Genomic DNA, 15,060 nt, shown 5'->3' on the forward strand with positions numbered 1-15,060 from the left:
CTTCAGGTCGATCGCGACGGCATCGCCAACGGCTCGAACTTCACGACGCTCGTCACTTTCGAGAACACCATCGCCAGCCAGTTCATCGCAGAGAACTTCGCAGGACTTGCGCCGCGGGCGCTCGGCTCCTTGCCGACGGTTACCTTGCTCGCGCGCTCCGACAGTGGGGTTGCGGGTGACGGCATCACCAAGAGCACGCGCCCCACGTTCGTTGGTCAGGCGGACCCCGGCTCCGTCGTGAAGTTGTTCGTCGATGACGTTGTGATCGGTACGGCAAAAGCGGGAACGACCGGAGCGTGGTCCTTCACGCCTAAGACGGCTCTGGTCGATGGTCCTCGGATCGTGACGGCCAGCGTGGTGGATGGGAATGGTTTGGAGGTAGCTCGATCGGAGCCCTTTACCGTCACGATCGACACGATCGGACCCGACGTGACCGGCCCTGTCCTCGTTGCAGGCGATAATACCGGTCTTGCCGGTGACCGCGTTACCGCACGAACCGCGCCCGCCTTTACCGGCACCGCAGAAAAAGGTGCGGTCGTCACCATCCTCGTCGACAATGTTGCCGTCACAACCGTGAACGCGGACCAGAACGGAACGTGGCACTATACCGCCGATACGCTTGCCGAAGGCAAACACCGGATCGGGGTCCGCGCGACCGATATCGCCGGCAACGTGAGTGCCACCCGCACAGCTACGTTTACGATCGACACTGCCATCGACGCGCCCACGTTGACCGGACTTTCCGCGCGGTCGGATACCGGCGTGAAGGGCGACAACATCAGCCGGGTCGCCAAGACCGGCCTGACCGGTACCGCAGAGGCAGGTGCGACCGTAACGGTCTTTGTCGACGGCACTGCCATGGGGACCGCCAAGGCGAACAGTCTCGGGCAGTGGAGCTTTGCCAATCCCGTCCTGTCGGACGGTTTGCACGACGCGTACGTCACCGCCGTCGATGCGGCCGGCAACGCCAGCATGCCTTCCGAAACCTATAGCTTCACGGTCGATACGCTTGCCCCGACACTGGGCGCCGCGCTGTTGTCGGCGGAGAGCGATTCGGGCGCGCCGGGTGACGGGATCACCAACCTCGCTCCCGTGCTGGAGGGCATGGCGGAGGCCGGGTCGACCGTCACGCTCACCATCGACGGCGTCGAAGCCGCCTCGATCGTAGCCGATGCGGTAACCGGCGCCTGGAGCTACACCCCAATCGATCTGGGGGAGGGACGCCACAGCGTGTCGGTCCGCGCGACCGACATTGCGGGCAACGCCAGTGCGACCAAGAAGACATATGTCACGGTCGACACCGTTGCCGCAGTGCCGGTCGTCGCCGGACTGTCGGTGAAGTCGGATAGCGGAGCGATCGGTGACAATATCACCAAGTCCAATCGTCCCGTCCTGACTGGCAGTGCCAAGGCGGGTGCGACGGTCACGCTCTACGCCGACGACGTTGCCATCGGCAGCGCCAAGGCCGCGTCGAACGGCGCCTGGAGCATCACGCTGTCCGAACCGCTGGGCGATGGCACCTATGCCTTCAGCGCGGCGATTACCGATCTTGCCGGCAACGCCAGTGAACGGTCGTCCGCGGTGAACGTGACGGTAGACGCGGTCGCGCCCACTGCCGACCGGCCTGTCCTGGTCGAAACGTCCGACAGCGGCAAGATCGGTGACAACATCACCAACGACTATACCCCTACGCTCGCCGGCGTCGCGGAAGCGGGAAATAGCGTGACTGTGCGCATCGACGGCAAGGACGTCGCAACGGTGGTCGCCGATAGCATGGGCCAATGGGAATATACGCCGACCGCGCTGCTGTCGGTGGGCCAGCACAAGGTGGTGGCGATCGCGCGCGACACGGCCGGCAATATCGGCAAGGCGTCGTCGATACTCACACTGAACATCGAAAAGCAGGTTACGGCGTTGGCAGCCCCGGCGCTCACGACGGAGTCCGATACCGGTAAGATCGGCGACGGCATCACCTCGGACGCTTCGCCTACCCTCGCTGGTGTGGTCGATGCTGGCGCGACCGTAACGATCACACTCGACGGCCGGCAGGTCGGCACCGTAGCCGCAGACAGCACGACCGGCGCGTGGAGCTACAAGATTGCCACGCCGCTCGACGATGGCGCGTATCTCGTCAGCGTGAAAGCGGGCGGTGCCGTGGTCGAACAGCTTGCGCTGACCATCGACACGATCGATCCGTCAAAGCCGGGCAAGGCCATGATCGATGCAGCATCGGACACCGGTATCATCGGCGATGGCCGCACGACGACGACGGCACCGCTGCTGCGCGGAACGGCAGAGGCGAACGGCACGGTCCAGCTCTACATCGACAATCGAAAGGTCGCGACGGTTGCCGCGGATGCGACGGGCGCATGGTCCTACCTTCCGGAAGCGGCGCTGTCGGTCGGTGACCACGTCGTCCAGATCCGCACGGCCGATGCGGCCGGCAACGTCAGCGACAAGTCCGACCCGCTCGCCCTGCGCATCCAAAGCCGTGTCGCTGCGGCAACGTTGACGACGGGCGTCGACGACGTGGTGGCCGACGACACTGGGATCACGGTGACGGGGACGTCGGCGACGCTGACGGCGACTACGCTGGGCATGCCGGGCTATATGGGTGCGCCGGGCACACCGCCGGTGCTGGGCGACCAACTGATCGGCGGTGCCGGGTATGATACGTTGCAGTTGTTCGGCGGCGGTGAGTACCGGATCGACAAGCTGGGCGCGTTCACCAGCTTCGAGCGGGTACTGGTGACCAATCCTGGCGGCAGCGGCGATACGCGGGTGTATCTTGGCACTCAGGCGGTCGAGCTGGGCGTGTCGCATGGCTATAATGCGAACTTCTATCTGGGTTCGGGCAAGGTCACGTTCGAGAGCAGCGTGTCCGGATCGCTGACGGTGACCTCGGCCGACAACTGGAACGTCGCCAACGTCATCAAGGGTGTTTCGTCCGTTCCGGGCAGCACCTACGTCAGCGCGAGCATGTCGATAAACTTCGGCAACTACGGCGCAGCCCAGACCTACGACCTGCGCTCGGCCAGCTTGGCATCAGTCTACATCTCGTCCACCGCAGCCAACACCTTCCTGGTGAACAGCACCGTTATGGCCGGGGTGACCAACTGGTCCGGGTTGAGCTCTTACGGCGAGAGCAAGCTGAGCGTGGCCGATGCCAGCATCGATCTGGGTTGGTCGTCGCTGAGCAACTTCAGGATCGTGTCGACCAACGTGACCGGCACCACCTTCACCACCAACAACAGCGCCACGGCGCTTCAAGTACAGGGCGGTGCCGGCCAGGACACGTTGGTCCTCAAGGGCAGCGCCCTCACCATCGACCAGCGCAATGCTATCTTCGCCACCAGTTCGGTCGAAACCATCACCGATACCAGCGGAACGTACGCCAAATCGGCCGCACCGTTCGCACTCCGCATCGATACCGCCTCGACGCTATTCGCGTTTGGCGACAATCATACCGACGACAATCAGGCATCGGCAACTGCGTCTTGGGACGACGTGCGGCTTGATTCGTGGAATTACCTGTCGGCCGCCACGCATTCGGCGGTCTTCGCCGATACCCTGCTGTAGGCGGATGCCCTGCACCGCTACTATCTCAACACTGGAGATAGTAGCGGTGCGGGAAATTTCGGCAGGGCTTATTGTCCAGCGTCGATGCTCTCATAATGCATGTCTGGCGCCGTAATCTTTTTGCGGTGTAGCGCGGTCACGCGTTTGACCTGTGCAATGCTGCAACCGGCTAGTTCCGCCGTGCGGGCAATACTCATGCCGGCATCGCGCAACGCCACGATGCGGCGGTGGTGCGCCAGATCCGGCTTCCGCCCGGTGTAGCGCCCTGCCCGCTTGGCGATCTCTATCCCTTCACGTTGGCGTTCGCGTCGGGTTTCGTAATCGTCGCGCGCAGTTTGCAGCGCGACGCGGAGCAGCATGTTCTGGACCGCTTCAAGCACAATGCGTGAGACACCAGAACTGTCGGCAACCAGATCGGAGAAGTCGACGATGCCGGGCACCGCCAATCGCGCCCCCTTCCCCCGGATCGTTGCGACCAGCAGTTCGGCTTCGGGCAAAGGCAAGCGGCTGATCCGATCGATCTTCTCCGCGATCACGACTTCGCCGGGTTGCAGGTCGTCAACCATACGCAACAGTTCGGGGCGGTCGGGTCGCGCGCCAGACGCTTTCTCACGGTACACCGCAGCGACATAGAAGCCGGCTGCCCGAGCGCCGGTGACGATCGCCTCTTGCCGGGCCAGATCCTGTTCGTCGGTACTGACCCGCAGATATACGCGCGCCGCCCGGATCATGCTTTGTTGCTCGCTCATCGTTCCCGGTTCAACTGGGTATACTCAAGATAGCAATTAGCCAATTCGAAGCGAGGCAACCTATTCTTTCCGAGAACAGATCGCGATCGGCGTTTCGAAAGATATGAACGGCACCGGTAATCGTTCACAATCGTCCGTATCAAAGTTGATCTGGCCACGCATCATCATGGAGGCGGCACCTCTTCATCAACGCGCCTAGGAGGTTGCGATAAGCCTATTATGGATTTGGCAGGCGGCCGGTTAGGCTCCTCAACTGTATCGATAGTCCGGCTTGTCTCTCGGTGCCGGTCTTCGCATAGGTTCGCGTGAGGTGGGTTCGGATCGTTTCCATGGAAACGCCAAGCGACTTCGCGGCTTCGGCCGGCGTCCGGCCCTCGGCTACGAGGCAGGCGACCTTGGATTCGGCCGGTGTGAGATCATAGAGGCTGCGGATAGTCTGCACGTCCAGGAACGCCGAGCGTCCAGGTACGTCTATGACTGCGAGAGCGGCGCCAACGGAGAACACGTCCTGAGCGGATCGAAGCAAAGGAGCGACATGAATGACGAACATCGCCTGACCAGCTCTTCTGACCGCGATGGATCGCCCAATGCCCGAGTTCGCCGCTGCCAGTGCATTTGACAACTCGACGTCGACGCCCGGCTGCGAAAACGTCAGACGGCCCGTCCTGTCACCAATAGAACTTGCGACCAGGGCCGAGAACGCTGAGTTGGCGCTTACGATAGTAGCGTCTGTTGCAAGAACTGCCGCTGCTGATCCTATCGCTGCCAGAGCGTCGGTAGCGGCAGTCGCCTGTTCCATTTTCATCCGTGCGGAAATCGCTGCGGCGCGGGCCAAGTGAGGCCGGAGTTGGTCCAGTTGTGCTACGGCCTCTCTCGCTTTAAAATATCCGTCGAAACCTTCGAGGGTAATCATCAGGCCGTCCATCTTGATGCCTTGGATCGTCGTCCCTGCACCGGCTTCGAGACTCCGTGGTCTCAGGAATTCAGTGTAGATCGGCAAGGTCTCGAGTTCATGCGGCGTGGCTATGTCTTGGTCCGTAACGAAACCAGCGTAGGAAGATAGCGAACGGCAGCGGGCAGCCCGTATGTTATGCTTGGACCAACCCTGTTCCTCGAAATCTCGCATGAGTGAGCCGAGGCTCGGCGATGCCGTCCATCTTTCAGTACCGCCGGACTGCACCATAAGTAACGCGCCACGGGTTCTAAAAAACCGGGCAAGCTCAGCGAGGGTATCGGGCCAAAGAGACGGCATGATACCTGCTTCGTAGATCGAATCTATCAGTGAGTTGCCGCTCATCTCCATCTTCGGCCTCCCCGAGTTTTTTTAAGCAAACCTCCCGGTATCACTCGAACGGGTGACGCCGTGCTGTGTAGCACATTGTAAATGCATGGTTAACGAGAAATCTTGGCTCGAAAATCCGGAACGCCGGGACGTTCATCGAAACGTCTTCGACGATCACTCGGATGTAATCGAGCAGGAGAAGAAAAGCCGGTTGTGATCGGTTGCAGTAGCATATTTCCGTGTCGTGAATTCGGGGAGGGATTAGTTATGACAGAGAGACTATATGTAAGCGTACTGCAGAACCACGATAACGCAGGTACCGACAATCTATTCATATTCGGCGAGGCGGGAGAGACGGTGATCATAAGGTCGCGTTCCGGCTATGAGGCAACCGCCACAATTGGAGCGGACGGCTCGGTTGCGGTGCTGCTTCCCAAGAACCTGGCCATGTTCGGTACCGGCATCAACGACCAGGGACTTGTTATCGAATCGGAAGGATCCATCTCTGCGCTTCTATCGCAGCGCGAGTATGCCACGTCCGATCTATCCGTAATCTTCGGCGAAAAAACTCTCGGCAAAGAGTACATCATCGCTTCGCAGGGTAGCACTATTCTCGACGGCGGCCAGTTCTCGGTTCAGGCAATCAAGGATGGCACTATCGTCACGTTCACGCTGCCTAATGGGCAGCAGTCTACGGTCGAGCTCGATGCCGGCGAGACGTTCAAGTTCTCGACAGTCGACGCATCGGCCAACGCCGCACTCGGAATCAACATTTCTGGCGGGTTGAACCTGACTGGTACGTTGATTTCCTCGACGGAGAACGTCGCCGTCTTCAGCGGTGCGGGTTGCGCCAACATCGGCGACGGGGCGTGCGACCATCTCATCGAGCAGATGCCGCCGATCAGCGCTCTGTCGCAGAGCTACGTGCTCGGCGAGGCATTCGATGTGGGAACGGGGAACAATCTGGTACGGGTCGTTGCCGCCTACGACGGGACCGAAGTAGTGGTCGACGGGTCGGTCGTGGCTACCCTGTCGAGGGGATCGTTCCACGAATTCACCTTGTCCGACACTGCCGCAGTCGTGACCACGTCCCGTCCCGCACTGGTCGCTCAGTACCTACAGGGCGCAACGACGGCAGGCGGTGAAGGCGACCCGGCACTCAGCTTCGTACCGGGAACGGATACGTGGCTCGACTCGTACGTCGTTGCCACCCCGTCGGGATCGGACGCCTTAGAGAGCAACCTCCTTAACCTGATAGTTCCGACGGCTGCGCTCGACACGCTGACCATCAACGGTGCGCTCGTCGACCCGAACGAGTTCACATCGATCGCCGGCACTGATCTGAGCGTTGCCAATGTGAACATCGAGCCCGGCGTCATTCGCGTCGAAGCGTCGGAAGAGTTCCAGCTTTCGATATTCGGCTATGACTTCTATGAATCATACCTCACCTTCGGCGGCGCGAGCTTTGCTTCCGGTCTGTCGAATGCGGCACCTGTCGGGAACGACGACAGCTACGTCGTGGGGGTCGATACCGTCCTGACGGTCGCTGCCCCGGAGGGCGTTTTGGCGAACGACACCGATGCCGAAGACGATCCGCTGATCGCATCTCTGCTTACGGGTCCTTCGCACGGGACGTTGGCGCTCAATGCCGATGGCTCGTTCACATACACGCCGGACGCGGGATACGAAGGACAGGACAGCTTCGTCTATCAGGTAAGCGACGGGGAGGACGATAGCGGAGAGACGGTCGTCGAGCTCTTGGTGCGAGGCGACGACCCGCCGGGCTGCCCTACGGTGAACCGCGTCGGTACCGTGAACGGCTCGTCCGGTGCCAACGAAGTCCTCACCGGCGCCGACTACCACAATACGTTCTTCTTCAGCGCCGCCGCAGATACAGGTGACGACCGCATCACCAACTTCGGCGCGTCCGACGTGCTCGTGACGGACACGATGCTCAGGGATTCGAATGGCGACGGCCTCATCGGTCTGGGGCGCAACCGAAAGCTCGACCTCAGCGGCGCCGGCGGTACGATCGCGATCGATGGCGTGTCCGCGCTTCGAGTTCTCGGCGAAGCCTGTGAGGACAACTGGGTCTATGGTGCGGCGTATGTGAGGCCGACGGGTGCGAAGGAAGGCTACGTCTTGAGTGACGACAGCCTTTCCGGAGACGAGGGAGATCTCGCGGGCGACGTGTTCTTCTTCGATACCGCGTTGGATCTCGATCTTGGCGCGGACAACATCACCGCGTTCGGCAGCAACGACCTACTGGTGACCACCACGCGGCTGAACGATCGCAACGGCGATGGCATCATCGCCTTCGGCAGCAATCGCGTCCTTGACCTTTCGGGAGGAACCGGAGCTCCTGGCGAGGGCGGTTCCGTCTCGATCAGGGACGCGCTGGGTGCGGTCGTCACAGCCATCGAATATGATGGGTCGGTAACGCGGAACGGCGTGACGTACTACGTCTACAGCAGCGTTGGCTCGGCGGCGGACCTGGAAACTTTCGGCTAATGCGTGATGGGCGCCCGCCGTACGAACGGGCGTCCATTTCCAAAATATCTGCTTATCTATTCAAGGGGCCTCCACCCCATCAGTTCACTTGCCTGCTCTGAATTCCGTCACGATTCGTCCGGTGTGGCGTGATGCCGTGCTTCGTGCAGCGCCGGATGATGGGCGAATGCTTCTATATCCATCGAGTCCGGGAATCGTTGCCATGCACCTTGGTGGCGTAAGTACCTGCGCTGCCGCGCTGGTCGTGCCACCGGATCGCTCCCGAACCGCCGCGTTGCATCTTAGCAACGTGTCCCAAATCGGCTGCAGCCGGCTGCAGCGACCATGGCTTGATCGACAACGGCTTGCCCATTCATGCACACCGACATTCCAACAGGCGCCGTGGTTCTGACCGGCGACCCGTGTGAATTCCCGTTGCCTTACGTGAGCTAAAGATGCGTTACTGATTCCCCATATGCGAGTGAAGCCGAAAAAAAGGCTCGCCGACTGTTCGGCGAGCCTCTTCATCGCGGCGACTGTGGTCTATCAGATAATCGGATCGACCGTAGTCGTCGCAGTCCCATAGTAATAGTACGTCGTTCCGTCGACTTCGTTCGATCCGAGGTAAGCCAGTCCTGAGATGCCCGTGAAGTTGACCTGACCGCCTGGCCCCTTGGATGGATCGCTCGAGTTGGGACCAGTCGTACCCGACGTATCGAGAACAGCGTTACCACCAAACGTAACGGTGTTGTCACCATCGCGATCGAACAATAGCCGGGTGGTGACGAACAGATCATCGTCACCAAAACCGGTCACGGTATCGCTGCCTAGGTTCAGACCAAGGCCGTTGTCATGAAACACAACCCTCTGTCCACCGCTAACGTCAATGGTGTCGTTGGAAACGTCGCCTTCGATAACGCTTGCTTCGCCAAAGGTGTCGAACAGGTTGAATAACGTTCCAGCGTCAGCGTAGACGTGGTTGCCGCCCTTCTCGCCGAGATATCGCAACAACAAGATCGCGTTCTCGTTCTCGCCGACAATCTGAAAATGGTCCTCGCCGGCATTGCTCCGTGAACTGCGATCTATATCGAGAACGCCGTTCGGTCCGAACGCTATGAAGCCATCATTATTCCCGTCAAAGATTTTTTTGCCGTTCAGGATGGAATCATCGCTTCCGAAATTTACGAAGCTGTCATTGCCCACTTTGCCGCTGGCAATGACATAGGCGTGCGAGCCGCCGCCCGCATCATATACGTCCGCAGTTCCGTTAGCGATGACAGCAACCTCGGTAGCCGAGGTAATGAGAACGCTATTATTGCGAAATGCCATAACACACCTCATCCGTAAGTATTTACCCATGGGTAAAGGCACCTCATGGGGCGGTACGCATACAGCTCGCTGCTAAGACGAATTTTTGTTGAGCACATAGTAAGCCCAAGTTGCCGGATAATATCCAGTTACATAAGTTAGTATTTGTAAAATATGATTTTATTTGAACCAAGAATATACTCAGAATGGGGTATGCGACTACGGCTTACTCTAAATGGAGTAGGCCAGCTTTGCTGCATCATACGAATCATGGCAAGGCTGGCATCCAAAGGGTCCGCTATCGACCGTCAGTGGACCGCAAGCGGAATTCTAAAATAAATAGCGTGCCGTCCCCGCTTGCTTCGATAGCTGATTAATACCACAACCAGGTCGTTGCTTTCCCTCCGATATAGCGCGTGCCGTTTCACGAATTGCGGTATGCCGACACTATGTGGACAGCAATCTGTAAGCGATGGTCCGTTATATAGCTCGTTACCGCGATATCGCTGATTCTAAATTAAAAATGTTGGCACCATTTCTGGTTCGTGCGATCCTGATTAGAATTACAAGCCAATCGGAATTCGATGTCCACCTTAAAGGCATCGGGAGAGGTTATGGTCGCAGTTCGCGACACTACACACACGGTCGGTACGGCCGCCTCTCGCGAGCAGGAAATGCTAGCGACGTTCGCTGAGTTTGCGCTGAAGTCGGAAAACATTGACTTGATCATGCGTGAGGCGTGCCGCTGCGTGTGCGAAGCGGTTAAGGCAGACATGGTCCTCATGTACCGACTGAGTGACCAAGCTCGCACGGTCCAATTGCGAGCGGGTGCAGGAATAGACGAACTGCACGTTGGCGGGACGGTAGCTCGGCGGGATGACGGGTCGTTAGAAAGCGCGCTTCTCGACAGCGGTGAGCCCGTTATCGTGCCGAACATCGATATCGAGATCGGGCTCGAAACGAAGAACCTTCTACAACGCTTTGGGCAACGTGGGTTGGCGTTACTGCCATTACTCGATGGTCCCGGCACTCCAGTGCTCGGTCATCTACATATCAGTACACGAGAGCCGCGCGACTTTTCTTCGGATCTTCCGTTCCTTCGTATCTATGCTGGCCTCGTCGCTACAGGCATCATGCGGGTCGAATCCAACGAAGCACGCCAGCGTGAAACGAAGGCTCATCAAGCCGTCGAACGCAATCTCGCATTGATAGTCGAGAACATACCGCAGTTCATATGGTGCGCAGACGCGAATGCGCGCTGGCGATGGGCAAGCCCTCAGTGGCAACTCATCACCGGTCAGCGCAAACGGTCCAGCCTCGGCCTGGGGTGGCGAACGAAGGTGCATCCTGAGGACCTTCCCGCAGTCGACAAGGCGTGGTCAGCGGCAGCCATCGAAAGGTTGTTCGAAGTTCATTGTCGGATTTGGCACGACAACGAAAGTGTGTACCGTTGGTACTATGGCCGCGCCCTCCCATATTGGGAGAACGAAACGACCTTCCGGTGGATGGGGACGTTCACCGACATACATGAGCAACGTCGCCTTGAAGTGTCGCAGCAACTGCTCGTTGCCGAACTCCAACATCGCACACGCAACCTGCTGACGATCGTCGAGGGCATTGCGCTTCAAACCGCTGCCACTGCCCAGCAATGGTCGGAGTTTTCGCCGGCTTTCCACGGCAGGCTGCAGGCTATTGCAAGGGTGCAGACCCTACTTACGGATGCTGACACTAAGCCGGTAACTATGAACGATCTCGTATCGATGGAGATCGACAGCATCGGCGATGCCGTGAGTACCGTTGGGTTGAGTGTAGGTGGACCGGACGTCAATCTGTCGCGTACCATAGTTCAAATGCTTGCGCTTTTGCTTCATGAGCTCCTAACGAACTCGCTAAAATACGGCGTGCTACGTGCTGGCACCGGAAGCATCACGATTAGTTGGGACGTTGACGGCCCGCCTAGCCGCCTCACCTTGAAATGGCACGAAGCGGGCTTCTCATCCATCCAGCCCACTCCCGCTTCCCGAAAAGGCTTTGGACGGGAGCTGATTGAGCGGGCCCTTCCCCGGCAACTTGGTGGCTCCAGCACATATGAACTACGCGAGAGCGACTTGGCTTGTTGCATTGTTGTACCACTTCGCGCAAACGGAGTTGCAGCTTGAACGCGATCTTTCCAGAAGGTGCCTTAAATGGGTGTCGCACATTAATAGTTGAAGACGAATACTTTATCGCGGTACTGCTTGAGCGCTCGCTACAGGACCAAGGAGCGAATATCGTCGCATCTTTGGGCAGGCTATCCGATGCGTTGGAGTTCGCGCGGAGTGACGGTTTTTCCGCCGACGCAGCCCTCGTCGATGTTAATCTGGACGGAGAAATGAGCTTTGCGCTTATTGACCAACTGATATCGCGATCGGTGCCGGTAATTTTGCTTAGTGGATACGACAAACATTTACTGCCAACGAGATTTGCTGCCTTACCGCAACTTCAAAAGCCAGCTTCCATGCCGCAGGTGATTGCTGCCGTGAGGGATGCAGCGTCGGTCAGTTCGAATCGGAGCGAGTAAAATCAAGCGGTGATTCTCATGCCGTAACGCTGCGTCGATGAAGCGCCGTGACCCGCTTAACCTGCGCGATGCTGCAACCAGCCAGTTCCGCCGTGCGGGCGATGCTCATGCCGGCATCGCGCAGCGCCACGATGCGACGGTGGTGGGCAAGATCCGGCTTTCGCCCGGTATAACGCCCTGCCCGCTTGGCGATCTCAATCCCCTCGCGCTGGCGTTCTCGCCGCGTCTCGTAATCGTCGCGGGCGGTTTGCAGCGCGACGCGGAGCAGCATGTCCTGCACCGCCTCCAGCACGATACGCGATACCCCCGAACTGTCGGCGACCAGGTCGGACAGATCGACGATCCCCGGGACCGCCAGGCGCGCGCCCTTTCCCCGGATCGTTGCGACCAGCAGTTCGGCTTCGGGCAGCGGCAGGCGGCTGATCCGGTCGATCTTTTCGGCAATCACGACTTCGCCGGGTTGCAGGTCGTCGACCATACGCAACAGTTCGGGGCGGTCGGGTCGCGCACCCGACGCCTTCTCGCGGTACACCGCCGCGACATAGAAGCCGGCGGCTCGTGCACCGGCGACGATCGCCTCCTGCCGGGCCAGATCCTGTTCGTCGGTGCTGACCCGCAGATATACTCGCGCCGCCAGGATCATGTTTTGCTGCTTGCTCATCATTCCCTGGCTCAACTGGGTATACCCATATGAGCCTATCGCCTACCGACCGGCTCGAAACTGCCATAGCCGATCCTGCATGGCCTAGCCAACCAAACGGTGTTTAAATAGCCATAAGGTCTTGGCAGTTGGTCATTGTTGCTACCAATGCGCTACACAGCGACGCATAGGCAATTATTGTCTCTAAAACTGTACATGTGGTATGTGGGGCGAGACATGTCATCTTGTGAAAGTTATGCCACGTGACACTACAGGTCAACATAACCCCTAACGGCCGCATGAGCCTACCGATTGGCATCCGCAAGCGTTTAGGCCTTGAATCGGGTGGATCGGTCCTCGTCGAGGAGACCGCCGACGGAGTCGTTCTGCGTACCGTAGAGCAGGCGGTGGCCAAAGCGCAGGCAATCGCCAAGCGCTATGCCCAACAGCCTGGTGCGTCGGTCGATGCGTTTCTGGCTGCACGGCGCGAGGACAGCGGAGAATGACCCATGTCGTCCTTGATGCCTCGGCGATCCTTGCGCTGCTGAAAGGTGAGCGCGGAGCCAGCAAGGTTACTGCGGTAATTGCGGACGCTTCGGTATGCGCGGTCAATCAGGCCGAGGTCGTCAGCCATTTCGTCCATCTCGGTGCGCCGCTCGAAGAGGTCCGCGCCATGCTCGGCGCGCTGCCCTATACCGTCGTTCCGGCGGACGATGCATTGGCGTGGGAGGCAGGCAGCCTGCGCGCGGCGACGGCGTCGACCGGGTTGTCGCTGGGTGATCGTTTCTGCCTCGCCCTGGCCAAACGGCTTGGCGTTGCCGCCTATACGGCGGACAAAGCCTGGCGCGACATCGCCTCCGAAGTCGCAGCGAAGGTCGTGATTATCCGTTGATGGAATGCCCTGCCGGTCGCGGCCATCCGCTTCATAGGGTGGTCAGGCAGGCACGCTGTCATAGACGACGACCTTGCGCCACAATGGCGCGCAGGCGGCGACGAATGCCTGATGCGCCGGATGATCCTGATAGGCCTTCTGATCGGCGACCGTATCGAACAGCATCAGTTCGGACACGTCGAAGCTGGCATCGACCACGTCGCGCTGCTCGGTTCCGGCCGGCACACCGACATGGAGTTCCCGTATCTGCGGTATCGCTGCCAGTGCTTTCAGCCCTGATACCAGCTTCGCCCGGTCCTCGGCATTACCGGCACGCTTGAGCCAGAAGAACACCTGATGCCGGATCCGGCCGGCGGGTTCGGCCTTTGCCGGCTCGGCGCCGACCACCGTCACCGCGCCAAGCCCGATGCCCGTGAGAACGTCCCGCCTGTCCACGTCACATTGCCTCCCTGCCGTCACCCTTTTCCAGGCACCGGCACCCTAGGGTAGTACCAGACAAACAGCCATGAGCTATCAGAATTCCGGGCGATCGCCGTCTGCAGCACAGCGGCACGCCGCCCCCGCTACTTCGAAACTCTACGGGTTAAAGGCATCCGTTCGATAAACACGTTGTCCATCCAGCGGCCGCGTCCGTCCCTGCTGATCCGCACCCCGGCATCGCGCAGGACGTCGGTGAAGTCGGCGCTGGTGAACTGGCTGCCCTGATCCGTGTTGAAGATCTCGGGCCTGCCAAAGCGCGCCAGCGCTTCCGTCAACGCCTCCACGCAGAACGCCGCGTCCGTCGTGTTCGACAACCGCCAGTCCAGCACCTTGCGGCTCGCCCAGTCCATGATCGCGACCAGATAGAGGAAGCCGCGCCGCATCGGCAGGTAAGTGATGTCCGCACACCAGACATGGCCCGGCCGCGTGATCTCCAGATCGCGCAGCATATACGGGTAGACGCGGTGCTCCGGGTGCGGATTGCTCGTCCGCGGGCGCTGATAGATCGGCGCAAGCCCCATCGTCGCCATTAGCCGCCGCACCCGACGACGCCCGACCGCATGACCCAAGCGCCTGAGATGCCGTGCCATCTGCCGGCTGCCATACGAGGGATGGTCCAGGAACGTGGCGTCGATCACCGCCATCAGCGCCAGCGTCCCGGTCGTCTCCGGCACCGGCGCATAATAGAAGGACGAGCGGCTGATCGACACCAACCGGCACTGTGCCGCGATCAACAGGCTGGCATGCCCCCGCTCGATCATCTGCCGCCGTCGCGCGACACTCATCGCGCGAAGCCCTTCGACAAAAAATCCCGTTCCACAACCAACTGCCCGATCTTGGCGTGCAGCTTCTCGATCTCGCTGTCGCCCGCGGCCTTGACCGCCTCCGTCGCGCCCGAAAAGGTCGCCGCCACCCCCTCGATCGCCTGCCGCTTCCAGGTCGCGATCATCGTCGGATGCCGTCGCGAGCTTTATGAACAAGCGTCCGCTTACGCTATCTGCGTGCCCGAAAGCGGTCAGTCAGCTCTCCACCAGTTCTGCCCAAATGCCGACCTTCCGCTTCCATCACACGGCGAAGGCT

General features: G+C 59.9%; 11 protein-coding genes and 1 pseudogene. 6 read left to right on the plus strand and 6 right to left on the minus strand.

The window, feature by feature from the left end; genetic code table 11:
• The first annotated feature begins 144 nt into the window (after positions 1 to 144).
• The gene (locus ASE59_RS10495; protein ID WP_414899174.1) at positions 145 to 3,579 is read left to right on the plus strand and encodes an Ig-like domain-containing protein; all 3,435 of its coding nucleotides are present in this window, start codon (positions 145 to 147) and stop codon (positions 3,577 to 3,579) included.
• 68 nt (positions 3,580 to 3,647) lie between these two features.
• On the opposite strand, the gene ASE59_RS10500 is transcribed toward ASE59_RS10495, so the two are convergent.
• Both ASE59_RS10500 and ASE59_RS10505 read right to left on the minus strand, forming a co-directional pair.
• Positions 3,648 to 4,328, minus strand: a complete 681-nt coding sequence (locus ASE59_RS10500; RefSeq protein WP_200913233.1) for a recombinase family protein — start codon at positions 4,326 to 4,328, stop codon at positions 3,648 to 3,650.
• Between the two features lie 217 nt (positions 4,329 to 4,545).
• Positions 4,546 to 5,631: a helix-turn-helix transcriptional regulator gene (locus ASE59_RS10505; RefSeq protein ID WP_056455837.1), complete on the minus strand. Its 1,086-nt coding sequence runs from the start codon at positions 5,629 to 5,631 to the stop codon at positions 4,546 to 4,548.
• Positions 5,632 to 5,877: 246 nt separating this feature from the next.
• On the opposite strand from ASE59_RS10505, the gene ASE59_RS20385 reads away from it, so the two are divergent.
• A complete protein-coding gene (locus ASE59_RS20385; RefSeq protein WP_056455840.1) occupies positions 5,878 to 8,121 on the plus strand; it encodes an Ig-like domain-containing protein in 2,244 nt (747 codons plus the stop codon).
• 525 nt (positions 8,122 to 8,646) lie between these two features.
• Here the strand turns inward: ASE59_RS20385 and ASE59_RS10515 are convergent.
• On the minus strand, positions 8,647 to 9,429 hold the full coding sequence (locus tag ASE59_RS10515) for a hypothetical protein (RefSeq protein WP_056455842.1): 783 nt from the start codon (positions 9,427 to 9,429) through the stop codon (positions 8,647 to 8,649).
• Positions 9,430 to 9,992: 563 nt separating this feature from the next.
• Between ASE59_RS10515 and ASE59_RS10520 the strand changes: the two genes are divergently transcribed.
• Positions 9,993 to 11,567, plus strand: a complete 1,575-nt coding sequence (locus ASE59_RS10520; protein ID WP_082458246.1) for a sensor histidine kinase — start codon at positions 9,993 to 9,995, stop codon at positions 11,565 to 11,567.
• Positions 11,564 to 11,968 carry a response regulator gene (locus ASE59_RS19175; protein ID WP_162235303.1) on the plus strand — a complete coding sequence of 135 codons (405 nt, stop codon included), beginning with the start codon at positions 11,564 to 11,566 and terminating at the stop codon, positions 11,966 to 11,968. The genes ASE59_RS10520 and ASE59_RS19175 overlap by 4 nt, the downstream gene beginning before the upstream one ends.
• Before the next feature lie 16 nt (positions 11,969 to 11,984).
• Here ASE59_RS19175 and ASE59_RS10525 read toward each other — a convergent pair whose 3' ends face one another.
• Entirely contained in the window at positions 11,985 to 12,629 is a 645-nt protein-coding gene (locus ASE59_RS10525) for a recombinase family protein (RefSeq protein WP_414899173.1), read from the minus strand.
• A gap of 242 nt (positions 12,630 to 12,871) precedes the next feature.
• Here ASE59_RS10525 and ASE59_RS10530 point away from each other — a divergent pair, with 242 nt between their 5' ends.
• Together ASE59_RS10530 and ASE59_RS10535 are read left to right on the plus strand one after the other, a co-directional pair.
• Positions 12,872 to 13,114: an AbrB/MazE/SpoVT family DNA-binding domain-containing protein gene (locus ASE59_RS10530; protein WP_056455846.1), complete on the plus strand. Its 243-nt coding sequence runs from the start codon at positions 12,872 to 12,874 to the stop codon at positions 13,112 to 13,114.
• Entirely contained in the window at positions 13,111 to 13,500 is a 390-nt protein-coding gene (locus ASE59_RS10535; RefSeq protein ID WP_056455848.1) for a type II toxin-antitoxin system VapC family toxin, read from the plus strand. Before ASE59_RS10530 ends, ASE59_RS10535 begins: the two co-directional genes overlap by 4 nt.
• Before the next feature lie 42 nt (positions 13,501 to 13,542).
• Here ASE59_RS10535 and ASE59_RS10540 read toward each other — a convergent pair whose 3' ends face one another.
• Together ASE59_RS10540 and ASE59_RS10545 are read right to left on the minus strand one after the other, a co-directional pair.
• Positions 13,543 to 13,935 (minus strand): Dabb family protein, encoded by a 393-nt coding sequence (locus tag ASE59_RS10540; RefSeq protein WP_156360023.1) that lies wholly within the window; start codon positions 13,933 to 13,935, stop codon positions 13,543 to 13,545.
• 155 nt (positions 13,936 to 14,090) lie between these two features.
• Positions 14,091 to 14,938, minus strand: a pseudogene (locus ASE59_RS10545) (IS3 family transposase); the annotation flags it as partial.
• Positions 14,939 to 15,060 lie beyond the last annotated feature (122 nt).

Source organism: Sphingomonas sp. Leaf10 (assembly GCF_001421245.1).
In the GTDB taxonomy this organism is placed as follows: Bacteria; Pseudomonadota; Alphaproteobacteria; order Sphingomonadales; family Sphingomonadaceae; genus Sphingomonas.